At 72.8% G+C, this 19,284-nt stretch carries 17 protein-coding genes and 2 riboswitches; of the genes, 7 read left to right on the top strand and 10 right to left on the bottom strand.

The genetic code is table 11. The features are described 5' to 3' along the window. Positions 1 to 14: 14 nt before the first annotated feature. The 3 genes from ACFU9P_RS31690 to ACFU9P_RS31680 all read right to left on the bottom strand — a co-directional run bounded on the left by ACFU9P_RS31690 (position 15) and on the right by ACFU9P_RS31680 (position 2,506). Positions 15 to 749: a Mut7-C RNAse domain-containing protein gene (locus ACFU9P_RS31690; RefSeq protein WP_376377698.1), complete on the bottom strand. Its 735-nt coding sequence runs from the start codon at positions 747 to 749 to the stop codon at positions 15 to 17. Positions 750 to 880: 131 nt separating this feature from the next. Continuing rightward, the gene (locus ACFU9P_RS31685) at positions 881 to 1,414 is read right to left on the bottom strand and encodes a GNAT family N-acetyltransferase (RefSeq protein ID WP_384087492.1); all 534 of its coding nucleotides are present in this window, start codon (positions 1,412 to 1,414) and stop codon (positions 881 to 883) included. A 147-nt stretch (positions 1,415 to 1,561) separates the two neighbouring features. Continuing rightward, positions 1,562 to 2,506 (bottom strand): DUF6597 domain-containing transcriptional factor, encoded by a 945-nt coding sequence (locus ACFU9P_RS31680; protein ID WP_384087489.1) that lies wholly within the window; start codon positions 2,504 to 2,506, stop codon positions 1,562 to 1,564. 97 nt (positions 2,507 to 2,603) lie between these two features. On the opposite strand from ACFU9P_RS31680, the gene ACFU9P_RS31675 reads away from it, so the two are divergent. Continuing rightward, positions 2,604 to 3,173, top strand: a complete 570-nt coding sequence (locus ACFU9P_RS31675) for a TIGR03086 family metal-binding protein (protein WP_384087486.1) — start codon at positions 2,604 to 2,606, stop codon at positions 3,171 to 3,173. A gap of 16 nt (positions 3,174 to 3,189) precedes the next feature. On the opposite strand, the gene ACFU9P_RS31670 is transcribed toward ACFU9P_RS31675, so the two are convergent. Further along, positions 3,190 to 3,879, bottom strand: a complete 690-nt coding sequence (locus ACFU9P_RS31670) for a histidine phosphatase family protein (RefSeq protein ID WP_384087484.1) — start codon at positions 3,877 to 3,879, stop codon at positions 3,190 to 3,192. A gap of 177 nt (positions 3,880 to 4,056) precedes the next feature. Continuing rightward, positions 4,057 to 4,215, top strand: a riboswitch (cobalamin riboswitch). A 39-nt stretch (positions 4,216 to 4,254) separates the two neighbouring features. On the opposite strand from ACFU9P_RS31670, the gene ACFU9P_RS31665 reads away from it, so the two are divergent. The 4 genes from ACFU9P_RS31665 to cobM are packed head-to-tail and all read left to right on the top strand — an operon-like array spanning position 4,255 to position 7,513. Continuing rightward, complete coding sequence (locus ACFU9P_RS31665; RefSeq protein WP_384087481.1) at positions 4,255 to 4,497, top strand: CbtB-domain containing protein; 243 nt, start codon at positions 4,255 to 4,257, stop codon at positions 4,495 to 4,497. A 21-nt stretch (positions 4,498 to 4,518) separates the two neighbouring features. Then, positions 4,519 to 5,355, top strand: coding sequence for a CbtA family protein (locus tag ACFU9P_RS31660; RefSeq protein WP_376377711.1), 837 nt, complete (start codon positions 4,519 to 4,521; stop codon positions 5,353 to 5,355). Between the two features lie 23 nt (positions 5,356 to 5,378). Further along, a complete protein-coding gene (gene cbiE, locus ACFU9P_RS31655) occupies positions 5,379 to 6,746 on the top strand; it encodes a precorrin-6y C5,15-methyltransferase (decarboxylating) subunit CbiE (protein ID WP_384087478.1) in 1,368 nt (455 codons plus the stop codon). Then, a complete protein-coding gene (cobM, locus tag ACFU9P_RS31650; protein ID WP_384087475.1) occupies positions 6,743 to 7,513 on the top strand; it encodes a precorrin-4 C(11)-methyltransferase in 771 nt (256 codons plus the stop codon). Before cbiE ends, cobM begins: the two co-directional genes overlap by 4 nt. 127 nt (positions 7,514 to 7,640) lie before the next feature. Here cobM and ACFU9P_RS31645 read toward each other — a convergent pair whose 3' ends face one another. The 3 genes from ACFU9P_RS31645 to ACFU9P_RS31635 all read right to left on the bottom strand — a co-directional run bounded on the left by ACFU9P_RS31645 (position 7,641) and on the right by ACFU9P_RS31635 (position 10,101). Then, positions 7,641 to 8,186, bottom strand: a complete 546-nt coding sequence (locus ACFU9P_RS31645; RefSeq protein ID WP_384087577.1) for a hypothetical protein — start codon at positions 8,184 to 8,186, stop codon at positions 7,641 to 7,643. Further along, positions 8,183 to 8,668 carry a hypothetical protein gene (locus ACFU9P_RS31640; protein ID WP_376377719.1) on the bottom strand — a complete coding sequence of 162 codons (486 nt, stop codon included), beginning with the start codon at positions 8,666 to 8,668 and terminating at the stop codon, positions 8,183 to 8,185. Before ACFU9P_RS31640 ends, ACFU9P_RS31645 begins: the two co-directional genes overlap by 4 nt. A 314-nt stretch (positions 8,669 to 8,982) precedes the next feature. Then, positions 8,983 to 10,101 carry a cobalt-precorrin-5B (C(1))-methyltransferase gene (locus tag ACFU9P_RS31635; protein ID WP_384087473.1) on the bottom strand — a complete coding sequence of 373 codons (1,119 nt, stop codon included), beginning with the start codon at positions 10,099 to 10,101 and terminating at the stop codon, positions 8,983 to 8,985. Positions 10,102 to 10,118: 17 nt separating this feature from the next. Here ACFU9P_RS31635 and ACFU9P_RS31630 point away from each other — a divergent pair, with 17 nt between their 5' ends. Beyond that, the gene (locus tag ACFU9P_RS31630) at positions 10,119 to 10,886 is read left to right on the top strand and encodes a cobalt-precorrin-6A reductase (RefSeq protein WP_384087469.1); all 768 of its coding nucleotides are present in this window, start codon (positions 10,119 to 10,121) and stop codon (positions 10,884 to 10,886) included. On the opposite strand, the gene ACFU9P_RS31625 is transcribed toward ACFU9P_RS31630, so the two are convergent. From ACFU9P_RS31625 to cobG, 3 genes are all read right to left on the bottom strand, one after another. Further along, positions 10,871 to 12,568 (bottom strand): precorrin-2 C(20)-methyltransferase, encoded by a 1,698-nt coding sequence (locus ACFU9P_RS31625; RefSeq protein WP_384087466.1) that lies wholly within the window; start codon positions 12,566 to 12,568, stop codon positions 10,871 to 10,873. The genes ACFU9P_RS31630 and ACFU9P_RS31625 overlap by 16 nt on opposite strands. Before the next feature lie 32 nt (positions 12,569 to 12,600). Then, positions 12,601 to 13,227 carry a precorrin-8X methylmutase gene (locus ACFU9P_RS31620; protein WP_384087573.1) on the bottom strand — a complete coding sequence of 209 codons (627 nt, stop codon included), beginning with the start codon at positions 13,225 to 13,227 and terminating at the stop codon, positions 12,601 to 12,603. Positions 13,228 to 13,346: 119 nt separating this feature from the next. Next, positions 13,347 to 15,041: a precorrin-3B synthase gene (gene cobG, locus ACFU9P_RS31615; RefSeq protein WP_384087569.1), complete on the bottom strand. Its 1,695-nt coding sequence runs from the start codon at positions 15,039 to 15,041 to the stop codon at positions 13,347 to 13,349. A 63-nt stretch (positions 15,042 to 15,104) separates the two neighbouring features. Continuing rightward, a riboswitch (cobalamin riboswitch) is annotated at positions 15,105 to 15,260 on the top strand. Between the two features lie 33 nt (positions 15,261 to 15,293). On the opposite strand from cobG, the gene cobN reads away from it, so the two are divergent. Beyond that, the gene (gene cobN / locus ACFU9P_RS31610; RefSeq protein ID WP_384087463.1) at positions 15,294 to 19,181 is read left to right on the top strand and encodes a cobaltochelatase subunit CobN; all 3,888 of its coding nucleotides are present in this window, start codon (positions 15,294 to 15,296) and stop codon (positions 19,179 to 19,181) included. Positions 19,182 to 19,284: the final 103 nt, after the last annotated feature.

The following is a 19,284-nucleotide window of genomic DNA, read 5'->3' as shown; positions in this document are numbered from 1 at the left end:
GGGCCCCGTCCCGCTCACGCCGCCGCGTCGCCGAATTCCCGTACCGCTTCCTCGACGATCGCCGCCAGCCGGGCATGGTGCGCGCCCCGCCAGTACACCCGGCCGCACGCCCGGCACTGGGCGAAGACGTCGTACGAACGCTGGGTGCCCTGTTCGAGCTGCTCCTGGACGGAGTCCTTGTCCGCGGCGCCCAGTTCGCCGTTGCAGGCCGTGCAGCGGGTCCATGGCGCGAGGGCCGGTGCGAAGCGCTCCAGCACGTCCCGGAGCTGGTCGTCGGGGCGGTCGCTGTAGATGTACGCCCCGGCCCAGATCTCCCGTCGCCGCAGCAGCCCCCGGTCCCGGGACAGCATCACCCGGCGCTCACCGGCGGAGAGCGTGGCCAGCGCCGGGTCGCCGAGGTCCTCGCTCTGGTACGCCGCGTCGACCCCCAGCAGCCGGAGCCGCCGTGCGAGCGTGCCGAGGTGGACGTCGAGCAGGAAGCGCAGGGGCGCGCCCGGCACCCGCTGCGGCCGGCTCACGGCCCGTACCTCGACCGACTCGCCCGCGGCCGGGATGTGCGCGACGGACACGTCACGGCCGTCGACGACCAGCCGGCCGACCTCGGTGAGCGGGACGCCCAGCGATTCGACGGCATGGCCGAGCGTGGACGAGCCGTCGGTGAGCACGGCCGTACGTCCCTGCCGCCGCTCCGCCGCGACGAAGAGGCGCAGCTCAGGGGCGAAGCTGATCTGGATCTCCGGTCCGTTCACGCCGTCAGGATGTCATTGGACGAGGGGGACGGGCCAGGGGATTCAGGGCCGCTCGGGTCGTGCGCCATGGCTGAGCGCACCTGGTGCCACGGCTGAGCGCACGCCGTTCCGGTCGGCGTCAAGCCCCGGTGTCAGTCCTCTTCGGGCCGCTCCAGGTCCAGCCTCCAGTTGTTGCAGCGCATCACCTGCCCCGGTGGGTACTCGAAGTCGCATTCGCCCTGGAAGGAGAAGCCCGCCCTGCGGCACAGCGCGTTCGACGGCGGATTGCTGACGGACGGGAACGCGTGCAGATAGCGGTGCTTCTTCTCGGCGCGCGCCTGCTCGATCACGGCGGCGGCAGCCGCGGCCGCGATGCCCCGGCCCTGATACGCGGCGAGGACGCCCCAGCCCGTCTCGTACACCAGCCTCCCCTGCCAGGTCTGCTCCCAGAACCCGATCGTGCCGACCGCCTCGCCGCCCGGGAGCAGCACGACGCGGAACATCCGGCCCTTGCCCGTCCGGTCGGCGCTCAGGTCGACATACCGTCTGTGCCGCTTGACCACCTGCTCCTCGGTCTCGGGGCCGCCGAGGTGGGTCATCAGCTCCGGCGCGTTCGTGGCGCGCAGAAGATCGAGATCGGACTCCGACCATGGTTCGAGCCGTACGCGCGGTGCTTTGCTCTCCATGCCACGCACTGTAGGACGGGGGTCTGACATTCGGCCCGAATCGGCGGGGGAGCGGCGCGGGGCTGTGGACAACCCAGGACGCCGGACAACCCAAGGCACCGGATGAGCCAGGGCGCCGGACGGGTCGGGCAGTGGGCGGCGGAGCTGTTACGGCCCCTGGCGGGCGTACGCCGTCGGGGGGACGCCGACTGTCGCGGTGAAGTCGCGTACGAGGTGGGCCTGGTCGCTGTAGCCGAGTTCGGAGGCCAGCTCGGCCCAGTCGACCGCTGAGCTGGTGCCGCTGCCGCTGCTGCCAGGGTCTGCGCCCGCGTCCGATTCGGCGCGCTCCAGCGCCTCATGGATGCGGTAGCGCAGGATCACCCACTTCGGCCCCACCCCCACATACGCCGCGAACAGCCGTTGCAGTGAGCGTGTCGAGACCCCCTCCGCCGTGGCGAGCTGGTCCACGCGCCGGATCGTACGGTCCGTTCTGATCCGGTCGGCCAGCGCCATGGCCTGGTCGGCCTGCGGATCCGGGCGCGGCCCGATCCCCAGGAGATACGCGTCGAGCGCGGCCACCCGGGCGTCCTCACCGGAGTCCCCGGACACACCGGACTCCCCGGGCACACAGGCCTCCCGCGCCTCACCGGACGTACCGGATCCGCCAGACCCACCGGCCTCACCGTTGCCGAGCACCGTCTCGATGTCCGCGGCCGTCGTCGGCATGACCTCGCCGAGCGGCACCCGCCGTCCCGTCCACTCCGATACGGGCCACCGCGGCGCGAACGGCCGGAAACCGCCCGGCCTGAACTGCACCCCGCACACGCGCCCCCGCCCCTCCAGCCGCTGGTTGAACAGTTCCAGCCCGATGCCCGCCACCTCCGCGAAGGACGAGCCGCCGGGCCCGTACCCGAACCGCTGGAAGACCACATTCACCGAGGGGTGCGGCACCACCTGCGAGACATACGGCTGGGCCAGATCCCAGTCGATCAGCCAGTAGTGCTCCAGATACGGCCGCAGGGGCGGTGCCGGTTCGCGGCGCCGGAACCGTACGCGCGCGAAAAGTCCGGGGGCGTCGACGATGCCCCGGGTGTCGCGCCGCGGACCTGCCATGGCCGGATCCTATGCCGCGTTTGTCCGCCGCGGCCTGTCGTGTTTGCTGTCGTGTTTGTTCAAGACGGCCGACGGCGGCGGTTCGTACGGTCGGGCCATGAGCGACAAGATCAGCAGACTGTTGGAGGCGGCGGCGGACCGTACCGTCACCGTCGTCCGTGGCATCACCGATGAGCAGCTCGGCGCGCCGACGCCGTGCAGCGAGTACGACGTACGCGCGCTGGCGGCCCATCTCCTCCAGGTCGTCGTGAACTTCCAGGCGCTGGCGGCGAAGAAGGAAGCCGACTTCGGGGTCCCGCCCGAGCCTCTGGAGGGAGCGTGGCGCGAGCGGTTCGCGGAGGAGACCGTACGGCTCATCGACGCGTGGGACGCGCCGGGCGCCGAGGAGGGCACCTCGGGGGCCATGGGGTTTCCGGCCAGGACGGTCGGCGCGATGGTGCTCGGCGATCTGACCGTGCACGGGTGGGATCTGGCACGGGCGACGGGGCAGCCGTACGAGCCGGCCGGGGTGCTTCTGGATGTGGTCGGGGAGGAGTTCAGGGCTCTGGCGCCGATGGGGCGGAAGATGGGGGTGTTCGGGGAGCCGGTGCCGGTGGCGGAGGACGCGAGTCCGTTCGATGCGCTGCTGGCCGCGATGGGCCGAGACCCGGGCTGGGCCCGGCCGTAGCGGGTGCGCCGGCCGGTCAGGGGGCGGTCGTGTGCAGGGGGCGGCCGCCGAGGAGATTCCACCGGCCGCCGCGCCCGCTGAGCTCGACGGCGGACAGCGGCTGTATGTCGATCCGCCAGAACGACCGGGGGCCGGCGCCGAGGGCGTGGACCGCGGCGGCGCGGATGATGTCCGGCTCGGCCACGGCGATGACGTGCCTACTGCCTGCTGATTCGGAACCCAGCGTGTCCAGCCAGTGGGCGACGCGGGTGTGGAAGGTACGCAGGGACTCCCCGCCGTGCGGCGCGGCGGCCGGGTCGGAGAGCCACGCGGCGACCGACTCCGGTTCCGCGGCGGTCACTTCGTCGAGCGTCCGGCCCTGCCAGCGGCCCATCGCACAGGGCGCGAGGTCCGGCAGCGGCGCGGCGTCCAGGCCGAGGACCTCGGCGGTACGGCGGCAGCGCGCCGAGGGGGAGACGTACAGGGTGGCGGTGGCGGTACGGGGGAAGCTCTCCCGTACCGCTTCGGCCTGCCGGAGCCCGAGCGGATCGAGGGCGTCCAGCGGATCCAGGGCGTCGGTCGCGGTCGCGGTTCCGGAGGTGTCGGTGACTGTCCCGGAGGTCTCGATGTCGGGCTCAACGGCCTCAGTAGGTTCCGTCGTGGCGAAACGGGCCTCGCGCAGCGCTGTGCTGATGGCCGGTGAGATGAACATCACCCGGGTCGTCATACGGCTCTCCTCGCTCCGGGCCTGCCGGGCCCGCCCTCCAAGCCTGCCCGGCCCGCCAGTTGGGCCTGTCTCCCGATCGGGCGGGGCGCCCAGTCGGGCCGGTCCGCCGGTCGGGGTTCCCTCGCGGGCCCGCCGTCGGTCGGGGCCGCGCCGAGGGCCTCTTGGCCGGTCTGCCGGATCGCGGTACCTTCACGTCGGTATATACGACGGCAAGACGGAAGTCCGGTGAGAGTCCGGCACGGTCGCGCCACTGTATGCCGGGTGCCGGCCGCCGCGTAACAGCGCGGTGGCGGTGCGGAGCCCGGTGAGTCAGACCCGACGGCCGTCGTTCGAGCTCCACTGAATGGGACGCGAGTTCCCCAAGGAGGTTCCGTCATGGCTGAGTCCATCGCGCCGCCGGTCGTTCCGTCCGTCACCACCGGTGCCGGCGCCACCGCTCCGGTGACACCGCTTCCACTGCGCGCGGTGCTGCCGTGGGCCGTGTTCGTGGGCACCCTGATGCTGGTCCTGTTCTACTTCGTCGGCGCCGAACAGGGTGCCACCTCGGTGTTCTCGGGGGAGGGCGTGCACGAGTGGGTGCATGACGGCCGTCATCTGCTCGGATTCCCCTGTCACTGACGGCTGACGGAGATCACGCACATGCATGCCTCCACCGTCAGAACTCTCCTGGTCCGCGGCATGGTCGCGGGCGTGCTGGCCGGACTCTTCGCGTTCGCGCTGGCGTATGTGGCCGGTGAGCCCTCCGTACGGGACTCCATCGCGCTGGAGGAGACCCAGTCCGCACCGGCGGCGCACGAGCACGCCGGGCACACCGCGGCGGAGCAGCCGGCAGAGGAGGAAGAGGAGCTGGTCAGCAGGCCGGTCCAGTCGACGTTCGGGCTGGCCACCGGTGTCCTGGTGTACGGAGTGGCCCTCGGCGGCATCGCCTCGCTGGTCTTCTCCGTCTGTCTGGGCAGGATCGGCCGGTTCGGGCCGAGGGCGACCGCGGCGCTGGTCGCGGGCGCGGCCTTCACCACGGTCTATCTGGTGCCGTTCCTGAAGTATCCGGCGACCCCGCCCGCGGTGGGCAACCCGGACACCATCGGCAAGCGCACCACGCTCTTCTTCCTGATGATCGTGCTCAGTGTGCTGCTGGCCGTCATCGCCGTCATCGCGGGCCGGAGGCTCGCTCCGAGACTGGGCAACTGGAACGCGTCCGTCGTCGCCGGAGCCGGATATGTGGCCGCCGTGGCGGTCGCGTGTCTTGTCCTGCCCGCCAACTCCGATGCCGTACGGGAAACCTTCCCGGCGGCTCTCCTCTGGGAATTCCGGCTCGCCTCGCTGGGTGTACAGGCGCTGTTGTGGACGGCCTTCGGGCTGATCTTCGGGGCGCTGGCGGAGCGGGTGCTCGCGCCGCGGGCCGCGCGGGCCGCCTCGGGTACGGGACCGGGGACGGGAGCTGACGGGGTGACGCCGCCGGTGGGCAGCGCGCGTTGAGACCCAGCACACCGGTGTCGCCCGTGACCGTCGTCGGGATCGGTGCCGACGGCTGGGCCGGACTTTCCGCGCCCGGTCGGGCGGCACTGCGCGCGGCCGACGTGATCGTGGGCGGCGCCCGGCAGTTGGAGCTGCTGCCGCGCGACGAGTGCGCGGCGGAACGGGTGGTGTGGCCCTCGCCGCTGCGGCCCGCCGTACCGGGGGTGCTCGCGGCTCATGCCGGGCGGCGGCTGTGCGTACTGGCCAGTGGGGACCCGATGTTCTACGGGATCGGGCGGACGCTCATGGAAGTTACGGGGGCGGAGGCGGCAGCGGGGGCTGTGGCGGGGGCCGGGGCTGGGGCGCTGCGCGTGCTGCCGCATCCGTCGTCCGTCTCGTACGCCTGCGCCCGGCTCGGCTGGCCGGTGGAGGACACGGAGGTCGTCACCCTGGTCGGCCGGCCCGTCGAGCGGCTCGCCGCAGCGCTGTACGACGGCCGCCGGGTCCTGGTGCTCAGCGCGGGCGCGGCGACTCCGGCCGAGGTGGCGGCGCTGCTGCGGGACCGGGGGTACGGGCCGAGCCGTATGCACGTACTCGAACAGCTCGGCGGGGAACGGGAACGGCGGACGGAGGGCCTCGCGCAGGACTGGGCGGGCGGGGTTGTCTCTGTTCCTGCGTTTGATCCGCTGAATGTGGTGGCCGTCGAGTGCCGTCGCGCGCCGGACGCGCTGCGGCTCGGCGCCGTACCGGGCCTGCCTGACACGGCGTACGAGCACGACGGCCAGCTCACCAAGCGCCATGTCCGCGCCGCCACACTGGCCGCGCTGGCGCCCGCGCCGGGGGAGCTGCTGTGGGACATCGGCGGCGGGTCGGGCTCGATCGCGGTCGAGTGGATGCGTACGCACCGGTCCTGCCGGGCGGTGTCCGTCGAGCGGGATCCCATACGGGCGGAGCGCATCGGCCGCAACGCGCGGGCGCTCGGCGTCCCCGGCCTGCGGATCGTCACCGGCGCCGCGCCCGGCGCGCTGGCGGGACTACCGGTGCCGGACGCGGTGTTCGTCGGGGGCGGGCTGACCGCGCCGGGCCTGCTGGACGCCTGCTGGGACGCGCTGCCCACGGGCGGCCGGCTGGTCGCGAACACGGTGACGCTGGAGTCCGAGGCGCTGCTGGCGCGGTGGTACGGCCGCTTCGGCGGCGAACTGGTACGGCTGGCCGTCGCGCACGCCGTACCGGTGGGCGGGTTCACCGGCTGGCGGCAGGCGATGCCGGTGACGCAGTGGGCGGTGACGAAGGGGTCGGGTGCGGGTCCGAGTCCGGGCGCGGGCGCGGGTGCAGATTCAGATCCAGATCCGGACGCGGCTCCGGGGCCGCACGCAGGACCTCTGAACGTTCATTCAGGAGAACAACGATGACCGTGTACTTCATCGGCGCCGGCCCCGGTGCCGCCGATCTGATCACCCTGCGCGGCGCCCGCAGACTCGCCGCCTGCGGTGTGTGCCTGTACGCGGGGAGCCTGGTGCCGCGCGAACTGCTCGCCGAGTGCCCGCCGGGCGCCCGGCTGATCGACACCGCGCGCATGGACCTGGACGCGATCACCGCGGAACTGGTCCGGGCCCACGAGGAGGGCCAGGACGTGGCCCGGCTGCACTCCGGCGACCCGTCGGTCTTCAGCGCGGTCGCCGAGCAGATGCGACGGCTGGACGCGGCGGGCGTGCCGTACGAAGTGATCCCGGGCGTACCGGCCTTCGCGGCGGCGGCCGCGGCATTGAAGCGCGAGCTGACGGTGCCGACGGTCGGCCAGACGGTCATCCTCACCCGTATCGCCCAGCAGGCCACCCCCATGCCGGACGGCGAGGACCTGGCGACACTCGGCCGCAGCGGAGCCCTCCTGGTCCTGCACCTGGCGGCGCGGTACGTGGACCGCGTGGTACGAGAACTCCTCCCCCACTACGGCCCGTCCTGCCCGGCCGCGGTGGTGGCCATGGCATCCCGCCCGGACGAACTGATCCTGCGCGGCACGCTGGCCGACATCGCGGACCGGGTGAAAGAGGCGGGGGTGGTACGGACGGCGGTGATCCTGGTGGGCCGGACGCTGACGGCGGAACAGTTCCGCGACAGCCATCTGTACTCGGCGGAGCGGGAGAGGAACTGCGCGCCGGGGCAGCACGTCGCCCGCTGATGCCGAATCGCCGCGGCATGAAGGCGCGGTGTCACCGCGGCGTGCGGGGACACCGCGGCCGGGCCGGACGCGCATGGTGTTCCGCTGGGCAGCGCTGCCGGGGGCCGGCGCCCGGAGACGAGCCGCGTCAGTCGACTCCCCTGAGATAGACACGGCTGTTCCGGTCGTCGAGCGGGTGCACCGCTACCTGAAGAGAGTTGAGCTGTCCCTCGCACGGAGCGCAGACCTGCCCCTCCCGGACCTCCGGAAGCGTCTCGGGCTCCGCGAGGCCCAGATGGGAGAAGGGCGTCGTGGGTGCGTAGGACTGCTGGAGCGGTTTGTCCCGCTGTGTCAGAGCGTTTTCCGGGGCGAGTTCGCCGATGAAAGCGTCCACGTCCGGGGTGGGCAACGTAAAGGCCAGTAGCAGCCCGTCGTCCTGGAAGCCGTTCTGGTACGCGGCCCGTCGGTCGCTGGCCTTGGCGGGGATCTTGACGCCGAGCTGTCGGCTGACGCTCGCCGGGGTCGCGTCCTCGGCCCAGTCGGGCACCTGGCGGCGTGCGTCGGCGGGGTCTGCCGGGGCGGCGGTGGAGCAGGCGGCCAGCGCGGACCACAGGAGGACGATCGCTCCAAGGGCCGACGCGCCGCGCGCCCGGGACCCGGCCTTCATCGGACCTCCGACAGTGTTGTTCTTCACCGTATTCCTTCGCGCCCCGGGTCCTGACGTGTCCCCTCGCGGCCCGGGTCCGGGGGGTCGGGCAACTGCGCGGGTTCCGAGCCCAGTTGGAGGTGCTGCGTCGAACCGCTGCCCCTCATGTCGAACTCCCTGGCCAGACCCGTGGTGTGCAGTCGGGCCATGTCGGCGTCGGTCACCGTGGTCGGGCCGATCGGAGTGGCCTTGCCGGCGTCCCAGTTGTACCGGTCCCACACGTTCACCTGGTAATCGAGGGTTACTTGGGGCCGGCCGTCCGCTCCGGGAACCACGGTGACCGCACCCGTGGTGTTGGTCATGCCGGTGAGGGTGTCGGCGTACCACCGCATCAGATCGAGCCTCGCCTGACCCGGGCCCTCCGGGGTGCACTGCGCCTCCATCACCGTGACACGCCCGCACTCGCCGTCGGAGACCAGGAAACCGGCCCTCCTCGCCTCGGCCGTGAGATCCTCGGCCCGGCGCCGCAACCCCCGCAGTTCGGTGTGGGCGTCGTCGAGCCGCGGCGATGGCCGCGTCCTCGCGGGCGTGTGCTCCCGCCGAGTAGTCCAGATGGTTGGAGATGTGCGCGCACGCCTGCAGAACTCTCTTCACCTGGGCCATCTGTACTCGGCGGAGCGGGAGCGGCCGTGCGAGGCTAATTCGGCGGTGGTGGCCGAGGGGGGCGCGATCGGCTCGTAAACTGCCGGGCCAGGAAGGGCGTTTCCCGCGCGTGCGGGGCTGGTCCCGTCTCACCGTGCTGCGCGGCCCTGAGCCACGTGTGCTCCCCGCGTCCGCGGGGCTCCTACCTCACCTCGCTCCGCCCCACCACCGCGCCCGCTCTGTCGATGCAGATCACGTCCACCGCCACCGGCGCGCCCCGCAGGACCCTCAGTGCCTCGTCCCGGGCGCGCTCGGCGACCGCGTCGCCGAGACGTATGCCCTGGGACTGGCACAACTCCAGTGCCGCGAGGCCCGTGTTCGCCTCGGAGACTGCCGTCGCCAGTGCCGCGTCCGCGCCCGCTGAAGTCGCCAGGGTCGCGAGGAAGGGCTTGTTCACCTGGGAGCGGGACGAGTGGAGGTCCAGGTGGCCCGCTGCCAGTTTGGAGAGTTTCGCGAAGCCGCCGCAGAGCGTGAGGCGGGGGACCGGGTGGCGGCGGAGGTACGTGAGGACCGCGCCCGCGAAGTCGCCCATGTCCAGCAGCGCGTCCTCGGGCAGGGCGTAGGCCGTGCGTACCGTCCGCTCGGACGTCGAACCCGTACAGCCCGCCACATGCGTACGCCCCGCCGCGCGTGCCACGTCCACGCCCCGGCGGATCGAGTCGATCCAGGCGGAGCAGGAGTAGGGGACCACGATGCCCGTCGTACCGAGGATGGAGAGGCCGCCCAGGATGCCCAGCCTCGGGTTCCAGGTGGAGCGGGCGATCTCCTCGCCGTTGTCCACCGAGACGGTTATCTCGACGTCGCCCGTACCGCCGTGGCGCTGCGCCACCTCCGCGATCTGCGCGCGCATGAGCTGACGCGGAACCGGGTTGATCGCCGGTTCGCCCACTGCCAGCGGCAGCCCGGGCCGCGTCACCGTACCCACCCCCGGGCCCGCCCGGAAGACGACCCCCGAGCCGGGCAGCAGCGCCCGTACCGTCGCCCTTATCAGCGCGCCGTGCGTGACGTCCGGGTCGTCGCCCGCGTCCTTGACGATCGCCGCCATCGCGCGATCCGCGGTCAGCTCTTCGCGTGCCAGCGCGAACGCCGGCGTCTGCCCCTTGGGGAGGGTGATCGTCACCGGGTCCGGGAACTCGCCCGTCAGCAGCGCGGTATATGCCGCTTTCGTTGCGGCCGTCGCGCACGCACCGGTCGTCCAGCCGTGCCGCAGGCCCGTGTGCTTGAGTTGGGCGCTGCGCCCGCCGCCCCCGCTTTCAGCCATGGAGAGACCCGACGCCGATGAGTGAGATGTTCCGTGTGCTGCTTCTCGGCGGGACCACTGAAGCGCGTCGCCTCGCCGGACTGCTGCACGGCGAACCGCGCCACGGCCTCGCCATCCACGTCACCACCTCCCTCGCCGGACGCGTCGCCCGCCCCGTACTCCCGCCCGGGGACGTACGGATCGGCGGCTTCGGCGGTGCCGAAGGGCTGGCGAACCACCTGCGCGCGCACCATGTGGACGCGGTCATCGACGCCACCCATCCCTTCGCCGCGACGATCAGTCGGAACGCGGCCCTCGCCGCCGACGACGCCCATGTTCCCCTGCTGGCCCTGCGCCGCCCGTCCTGGGTCCCGGCCGAAGGCGACGACTGGCATACGGTCGGTTCGCTGGCCGGTGCCGCCGAGGCACTGACCGCCCTGCGCGCCCGGCGGGTCTTCCTCACCACCGGCAGGATGGGCCTGGCGGCCTTCGCCGGTCTCGACGGACCGTGGTTCCTCGTACGGTCCGTGGACGCGCCCGAACCCCCGTACCCCGCCCGCATGGAGACGGTCCTCGACCGGGGGCCCTTCACGCTCGACGGCGAGCGGGAACTCCTGCGCCGCCATCGCATCGACACCGTCGTGACCAAGGACAGCGGGGGCGCCGCCACCGCGCCCAAGCTCACCGCGGCCCGCGAGGCCGGCATCCCCGTGGTGGTCGTACACCGTCCGCCGGCGCCCGAGGGGGTATGTGTGGCGGCCACACCCGACGAGGCGGTTCGGTGGGTGCGTCAGCTCGGCGGATAGCGGCGCGGCGTCCAGACGACCTCTTCGCCGACGCCCCGCGAGCCGTCCCCGACCCCGGTCTCCCCGACTCCGGCCTCTCCGACCCCGGCCTTCCCGACTCCGGCCTCCCCGACCTTGGCCTCTCCGACCCCGGCCTCCCCGGCTCCGCCGCCCCCGCGCCGTACCGCGACCGTCTGCGACGACCCCACCAGCAGGATCGTCCGCATGTCCACCTGTGCCGGATCGAGATCGCCGAGCCGCACGATCCGTACGCTCTCCTCCGCCCCGCCCACATCGCGCCCGACGACGACCGGGGTGTCCGGGGCACGGTGCTCCAGCAGCAGTTCGCGGGCCTTGCCGACCTGCCAAGTGCGGCTGCGCGAGCCGGGGTTGTAGAGCGCGAGCACCAGATCCGCCGCCGCTGCCGCGTGCAGCCGTTCCGCGATGACGTCCCAGGGCTTGAGCCGGTCGGAGAGCGAGATGACGGCGTAGTCGTGCCCGAGCGGGGCGCCCACGCGCGCGGCGGCGGCGTTGGCGGCGGTCACGCCGGGCAGCACACGGACGGGGACGTCGGTGTACGGATCGGCCGACGCCGCCTCCAGTACGGCCGTGGCCATCGCGAACACCCCCGGGTCCCCGCCCGAGACGACGGCCACGTGCCGCCCCCGCCGCGCCAGTTCGAGGGCGAACTCCGCGCGCTCCGACTCGACCTTGTTGTCCGAACCGTGCCGCCGCTGGCCCGGCCGGACCGGAACGCGGTCCAGATAGGTCGTGTACCCGACCAGATCGTCGGCCGCCGCGAGCGCGCCGCGCGTCTCGGGCGTGAGCCACAGCGGCCCTGCCGGTCCGGTCCCGACGACGACCACCTCACCGGTGTCGGCCGGACGGGGTGTCGGCCGCGCGTCCGCCCGGCTCGGCAGCACCGCGACCGAGAAGTACGGCACGGAGTCCGGGTCGGTGTCGGCGAGGAGGCCGGTGCGCTCGCCGCTCATCGTGGCGCGTTCGACGTACCGCGCGTCCGCGAGCCGTCCGGCCCGCTCGACGGCCCGTCGTACGGCGGGGAAGGTACGGCCCAGTTTCATCACCACCGCCGAGTCCGCCGAGGCCAGCCGTGCCGTCAGCTCCTCCTCGGGCAGCGTGCCGGGCAGGATCGTCAGCGTCTCCTCGCCCTCGACGAGCGGGGTGCCGAGCCGGGCCGCGGCGGCGCTGACCGAGGTGACACCGGGGATCACCTCGGTCGGATAGCGGTCGGCCAGCCGCTTGTGCATGTGCATGTACGAGCCGTAGAAGAGCGGGTCCCCCTCGGCGAGTACGGCGACGGTGCGCCCGGCGTCGAGATGGACGGCGAGCCGGGCGGCCGACTCGCCGTAGAACTCCTCCATCGCGCCCCGGTAACCGCCCGGATGGTCGGTGGTCCCGGTGGTGACCGGATAGACCAGCGGCTCCTCTATGTGGTCGGGACCTATGTGGTCGGCAGCTATGGAGCGGGCTATCGAACGGCCGTGACGGGCGCTGTGGTACGCGATGACGTCGGCCTCGGCGATGACCTGGACGGCCCGTACGGTCATCAGCGCCGGATCGCCGGGCCCGAGCCCGACTCCGTACAGCTTGCCGAGGGGGGTGTCGTTGGTGGTGCCGGGGCTCGTGCTGGTACGGGTGCTCGTGCCCGTGGTGGGGCTGTCGGCGCTCATGTCTGCGCTCACGTCGGCGTTCCCGGTCGGCGTGCTCTTCGCGTTCACTCTTCCTCGCTCGCGATCGCGTTGATGGCCGCCGCCGCGAGGGCGCTGCCGCCGCGTCGGCCCCGTACGACCAGATACTCAAGTCCGGCCGGATTTCCGGCGAGCGCGTCCTTGGACTCGGCCGCGCCGATGAACCCGACCGGTACGCCGATGACGGCCGCCGGCCGCGGCGCCCCCGCCGCGACCATCTCCAGCAGCCGGAAGAGAGCGGTCGGGGCGTTCCCGACAGCCACCACCGCGCCCTCCAGCCGGTCGCGCCACAGCTCCAGGGCGGCGGCGCTGCGCGTGGTCCCCAGCTCGGCGGCGAGCGCGGGCACGGCGGGGTCGGACAGGGTGCAGATCACCTCGTTGTCCGCGGGCAGCCGCTTGCGGGTGACCCCGCTGGCGACCATCGCCACATCGCACAGCACCGGCGCCCCTGCCCGCAGCGCCTCGCGTGCTCGGGCCACCACGCCGGGAGTGAAGGCCAGATCGCGTACGAGGTCGACCATCCCGCAGGCGTGGATCATCCGTACCGCGACCTGGGACACATCGGCGGGCAGCCCGGCGAGGTCCGCCTCGGCGCGGATCGTGGCGAAGGACTGGCGGTATATGGCCGCGCCGTCCTTCTCGTACGCGAACACGGTGTGGCCGGACGCCATGTGGCTGGACGCTGTGTGGTCGGACGACATGGTGTCCGACTCCATGGGGTCGGACACCATGTGCCGGTTCACCGTGGGCTCGTTGGGCACTGTGGGCTCGCTCATCTCGTCACTGGGGGTCTTCGTGCCGCCGCCACCGCGCCGGCGAGTTCGGGTCCTGTCGCGGTCGTTGCCGACTGCGGTGCCGTATCCATGGCCGTACCGACTGCACCGGCTGCACCGACTGCACCGGCTGCACCGACTGCACCGGCTGCACCGACTGCACCGGCTGCACCGGCTGCATGGGCTGCACCGGCTGTAGCGACCGCGTCGGCTGTACTGGCCGTATCAGCCGGGACAATGTCCCGTACGGATACGACATAGCCGGCCCCGGCCGTAGCGACCACGTCCACGTGCGCGCCCTGTGGATGGCCGCAGCGGCGGGCGCAGCCCGACCAGTAGACCGGCAGGGCCCCACCATGGTCCGCCGTCGGCGCCGGGCGAAGCGCTCCGGCCGCGTCCGCCCGTACGTCCGCGAGCGCCTTCGCGCACCCGGGCCGGCCGGTGCAGGCGCCGACGCCGTACCAGGGGGAGTGGCGGTCGGTGATCAGTCCGGCGGTACGGAGACGGTCCAGCAGGTCATCGGCGGCGGCCGGTTCGAGCCCGGGGACGATGACGCCGCGCCAGGGGGTGACCCGTAGTTCACCCCCGGCCGCTTCGCCCCCCGCCGTCGTCAGCAACCGCCACTGTGCCGCGCTGAGCCGTCCCAGCGGTGCGTACACGGACAGCGCAACGGTTCCGTCGGGGGAGCGGATCAGCCCCGGAGCCGGGGGTTCCGCGCCCGCCGCCGGAGTTACGGGGGCTACGGGGACCCCCGCCGCGTACTCGGCCGCGATCCCCGCGTCCGCCAGCCGCGCCGCGACCGCCTCGTCCAGTCCATGGCCGGGCGGCAGCTCCCGTACCCGCCAGGCACCGGAACCACCCGCCTCCGCCACCGTGAGAAACGTCTCCGCAGCCAGCAGCGCGGCTCTCGGGGCGTCGGCGGCGGGTACGAGGAGGCCCGCCCGGTTCGCCCCGGTACGCACCATCGCCGTACCGTCCCGCCGTGCGAGCAACGTCACATCCGCGCCGAGCGCCACGACATCCCCGCGGCCGTCGTCCAGGGCGAAGAGGAAGCGCCCGGAGAGGGCGGTCGCGGGCTCGCTGGCACAGAGAAGTCCGTCCAGTTCGCGCGCCCACAACTGCAAGCGCTCAGCGGGGAGTTCGCCGTGTCCGTCGAGTCCGGAGAGCGGTGACGCGACGATGTTCCGTACGCGCTCGTGCCGTTCGGAGGGCAGCAGCCCGGCTTGGCGCAGCAGCGCCGCGAGTTCATCGCCGCAGGCCGCGCCCAGGCCCCGGAGCTGCACATTGCCCCGTGAGGTGATGTCGAGATGTCCGTCGCCCAGGCGCTCGGCCGCGCTCGCCAGTGCCTCGGTCTGACGGTACGTCAGCAGTCCTGCGGGCAGCCGCAGTCGGGCCAGCCGTCCGTCGTCCGCGGTGTGCAGCCGCAGCGCACCGGGACAGGCGTCACCGCCCTCCCGGACGGGACCCGCGGGCCCCAGAGCTACACCGGTCACTGGACCCCGAAGAGAACCCCGAAGAGGGTCCCCAAGAGGGCCCGGGAGCGGGCCCCTGACAGGATCCGCGAGCGGGCCCCCGGCAGGTCCCGGCGGCGGATCCCGTAGCGGATCCCGGGCCGAAGCGGTCCCCCCGTCCCGCGGGTGGGCTTCGTCCCGGTTCGCGGGTGTTGGCGAGGTGGGCGGCATGGCGGCGAGCATACCCACGTACCCCCGCACCCCCTCCGGCCCGTCCTGGCGCCCTCCCCGCCCGTGACCTGCTGCACCTACTATGCAGACGGCGGGTCCCGTGCCCGTCAACGCCAGTGACGGCGTCAGGGGAGGAAGCCCGGTGCGAATCCGGCGCGGTCCCGCCACTGTGAGCCCGGCATGCGTATGCCGCCGGGTGAGCCAGGAACTCCCGCCGTCCTCCCTACCGCCCGGGGCGCGGACCCCGAGGAAGGCAGACGCCGCATGATTCTGCTCCTGTCGACGTCCGACACCGATCTGCTCAGCGCCCGTGCGGCGGGCGGGCCGGTTCCATACCGGTACGCCAACCCCGCCCGGCTCGCGCTCGACGAACTGCCTGGACTGCTGGAGGGCGTGGACCTCGTGGTCGTACGCCTCCTGGGCGGGCTGCGCGCCTGGCAGGACGGGATCGACCTCCTCCTCGGCAACACGGCCCCCGACCGCCACCCCTCGCCCGACCGCCACCCCTCGCCCGGCCAGGATCCCGGTCAGAACCCCCTCGCCGACGCCCTGCGCGCCGCCCCCGCCCGTCCCCCCGTCGTCGTACTCACCGGCGAACAGGCCCCGGACGCGCAGCTCATGGAGGCCTCGACCGTCCCCATCGGTATCGCCGCCGAGGCCCACGCGTATCTCGCCCACGGCGGTCCCGCCAATCTGGAGCAGCTCGCGCGCTTCCTCTCCGACACGGTCCTGCTGACCGGCCACGGCTTCGAGCCGCCGGCCGCCGCGCCGACCTGGGGCCGGGTCCACCGCAGGGTGGAGACCCTCACCTTCGTCAGCGCCGCCCGGCCGATCGTCGCGGTGCTCTACTACCGCGCGCACCATCTCAGCGGCAACACCGCCTTCATCGACGCCCTGAGCGAGGCTGTCGAGGAGGCGGGAGGCCGGGCCGTGCCGGTCTTCGTCTCTTCCCTGCGCGCCCCCGAGCCGGAGTTGCTGAAGGCGCTGAGCGGCGTCGACGTCATCATCACCACCGTGCTCGCCGCAGGCGGCACCCGGCCCGCCGAGGCCTCGGCCGGCGGTGACGACGAGGCCTGGGACGCCGGAGCCCTGGCCGCGCTCGACGTACCGATCCTCCAGGCCCTCTGCCTCACCAGCAGCCGCGCCGACTGGGAGGCCTCAGACGAGGGGCTGTCGCCGCTGGACGCGGCGTCGCAGGTGGCGGTACCGGAGTTCGACGGCAGGCTCATCACCGTCCCGTTCTCGTTCAAGGAGCTGGACCCCGAGGGGCTCCCGGTGTACGTCGCCGACCCCGAGCGGGCCGCACGGGTGGCCGGGATCGCCGTACGCCACGGCCGGCTGCGCCATCGCCTGAACGCGGACAAGCGCATCGCGCTGGTGCTGTCCGCGTACCCGACCAAGCACTCCCGTATCGGCAACGCCGTCGGCCTGGACACTCCCGCCAGCGCCGTGGCCCTGCTGCGCGAACTGCGTGACGCCGGCTACGACTTCGGTACGGAGGCCGTCCCCGGGCTCGAATCCGGCGACGGCGACGAACTGATCTACGCCCTCATCGAAGCCGGCGGCCACGACCAGGAGTGGCTCACCGAGGAGCAACTCGCCCGCAACCCCGTCCGTATCCCCGCCTCCGACTACCGCCGCTGGTACGGGCAGCTCCCCGCCGCCCTGCGGGAGTCCGTCGAGGAGCACTGGGGCCCGCCGCCCGGCGAGATGTTCGTGGACCGCAGCCGGGCCGCCGCGGGCGGGGACCCGGACGGCGACATCGTCCTGGCCGCCCTCCGCCGCGGCAATCTCCTCATCCTCATCCAGCCGCCGCGCGGCTTCGGCGAGAACCCGATCGCGATCTACCACGACCCCGATCTGCCGCCCTCGCACCACTACTTGGCGGCGTACCGCTGGATCCAGGCCGCCCGCGAGGACGGCGGTTTCGGCGCCGACGCCATGATCCACCTGGGCAAGCACGGCAATCTGGAGTGGCTGCCCGGCAAGAACGCGGGGCTCTCCGCCGCCTGCGCCCCCGACGCCGCGCTGGGCGATCTGCCGCTGATCTACCCGTTCCTGGTCAACGACCCGGGCGAGGGTACGCAGGCCAAGCGGCGCGTGCACGCGACGCTGGTGGACCATCTCGTACCGCCGATGGCGCGCGCCGAATCGTACGGCGACATCGCGCGCCTGGAGCAGCTCCTCGACGAGCACGCGGCGATCGCCGCCATGGACCCGGCGAAGCTGCCCGCGATCCGCGCGCAGATCTGGACGCTGATCCAGGCGGCCAAGCTCGACCACGACCTGGGGCTCGACGACCGTCCTGACGACGACGGCTTCGACGACTTCCTGCTCCATGTCGACGGCTGGCTGTGCGAGGTCAAGGACGCGCAGATCCGTGACGGACTGCATGTGCTGGGCGGCGCGCCGGCCGGCGAGGCGCGGGTGAATCTCGTCCTCGCCATCCTGCGCGCCCGGCAGATCTGGGGCGGTACGGCCTCCCTCCCCGGTCTGCGCGAGGCACTGGGCCTGGACGAGTCGGCCGCGACCCGTACCGGCGCCGACGAGACGGAGGCGCGGGCCCGCGCGCTGGTCCAGGCGATGGAGGACGCGGAATGGGACCCGGCGGCGGTGCCGGGGGTGGTGGCGGCGCTGGGCGGCGCGGTTGGGCCGGAGGGCGCGGCCGGTCATGAGTCCGGTGGCGTATCTAGGCCGGACAGCACGACCGGTCATGAGTCCGGTAGCGCGTCCGGGCCGGAGAGCGCGACTGGTCATGCGTCCGGCGACGCGGCCGGGGCGAGCCTCCCGGCCGCCGACCCCGAACAGGTCGCCGCCATCCTGGACTTCGCGGCCCGCGAGGTCGTACCGCGGCTGGCCGGTACGGTCGACGAGATCGACCATGTCGTACACGCGCTGGACGGCGGATTCGTACCGGCAGGTCCCTCCGGATCACCGCTGCGCGGACTGGTCAATGTCCTGCCGACCGGCCGTAACTTCTACTCCGTCGACCCCAAGGCCGTCCCGAGCCGGCTCGCCTGGGAGACCGGCCAGGCTCTCGCCGACTCCCTCCTCGACCGCTACCGCACCGACAACGGCGACTGGCCCGCCTCGGTCGGCCTGTCCCTGTGGGGTACGAGCGCGATGCGCACCTCCGGGGACGACATCGCCGAGGCCCTCGCGCTGCTGGGGATCCGGCCGGTCTGGGACGACGCCTCGCGCCGGGTCACCGGCCTGGAGCCGATCGCGCTGTCCGAGCTGGGCCGTCCCCGTATCGATGTCACCCTCCGTATCAGCGGTTTCTTCCGTGATGCCTTCCCGCACGCGGTCGGGCTGCTGGACGACGCGGTACGGCTGGCCGCCTCCCTGGACGAACCCGCCGACGCCAACCACATCCGCGCCCACGCGCAGGCCGACCTCGCGGCGCACGGTGACGAACGCCGCGCCACGACCCGTATCTTCGGCTCCCGCCCCGGTACGTACGGCGCGGGCATCCTCCAGCTCATCGACAGCCGCGACTGGCGTACGGACGCCGATCTCGCCGAGGTCTACACGGTGTGGGGCGGCTACGCGTACGGCCGTGACCTCAACGGCAGGCCCGCACGCGACGAGATGGAGACCGCGTACAAGCGCATCGCCGTCGCCGCCAAGAACACCGACACGCGCGAGCACGACATCGCTGACTCCGACGACTACTTCCAGTACCACGGCGGCATGGTCGCCACGGTACGCGCGCTCAAGGGCACGGCCCCCGAGGCGTACATCGGCGACTCCACCCGCCCGGAGACCGTCCGCACCCGCACCCTGGTCGAGGAGACGTCCCGCGTCTTCCGGGCGCGCGTGGTCAACCCCCGCTGGATCGAGGCGATGCGGCGCCACGGCTACAAGGGCGCCTTCGAACTCGCCGCGACCGTCGACTACCTCTTCGGGTACGACGCCACAACAGGCGTGGTCGCCGACTGGATGTACGACAAGCTCACCGAGACCTATGTCCTGGACCCCGAAAACCGCGCCTTCCTTCAACAGGCCAACCCCTGGGCGCTGCACGGCATAGCGGAACGCCTCCTGGAAGCCGAGTCGCGGGGCTTGTGGGCCAAGCCGGACCCGGCGGTCCTGGAGGCGCTGAGGGAGGTCTTCCTCGAAACGGAGGGGGAGTTGGAGGACGAGGACTGAGGGACGGGGTCCCGGGGGGGGGGGGGGGAGGCGGAGGGCCCCCAGCAGGGGACATGGTGCGGGGGTGTTGTGGTGTCGTTGTTGGTCTCTGCCCCCCCACCGC

The sequence above is a fragment of the Streptomyces sp. NPDC057617 genome (assembly GCF_042800555.1).
Lineage (GTDB): Bacteria > Actinomycetota > Actinomycetes > Streptomycetales > Streptomycetaceae > Streptomyces.
The sequence above is the reverse complement of the archived record's forward strand: the minus strand, read 5'-3'. Positions and strand labels throughout refer to the sequence as shown.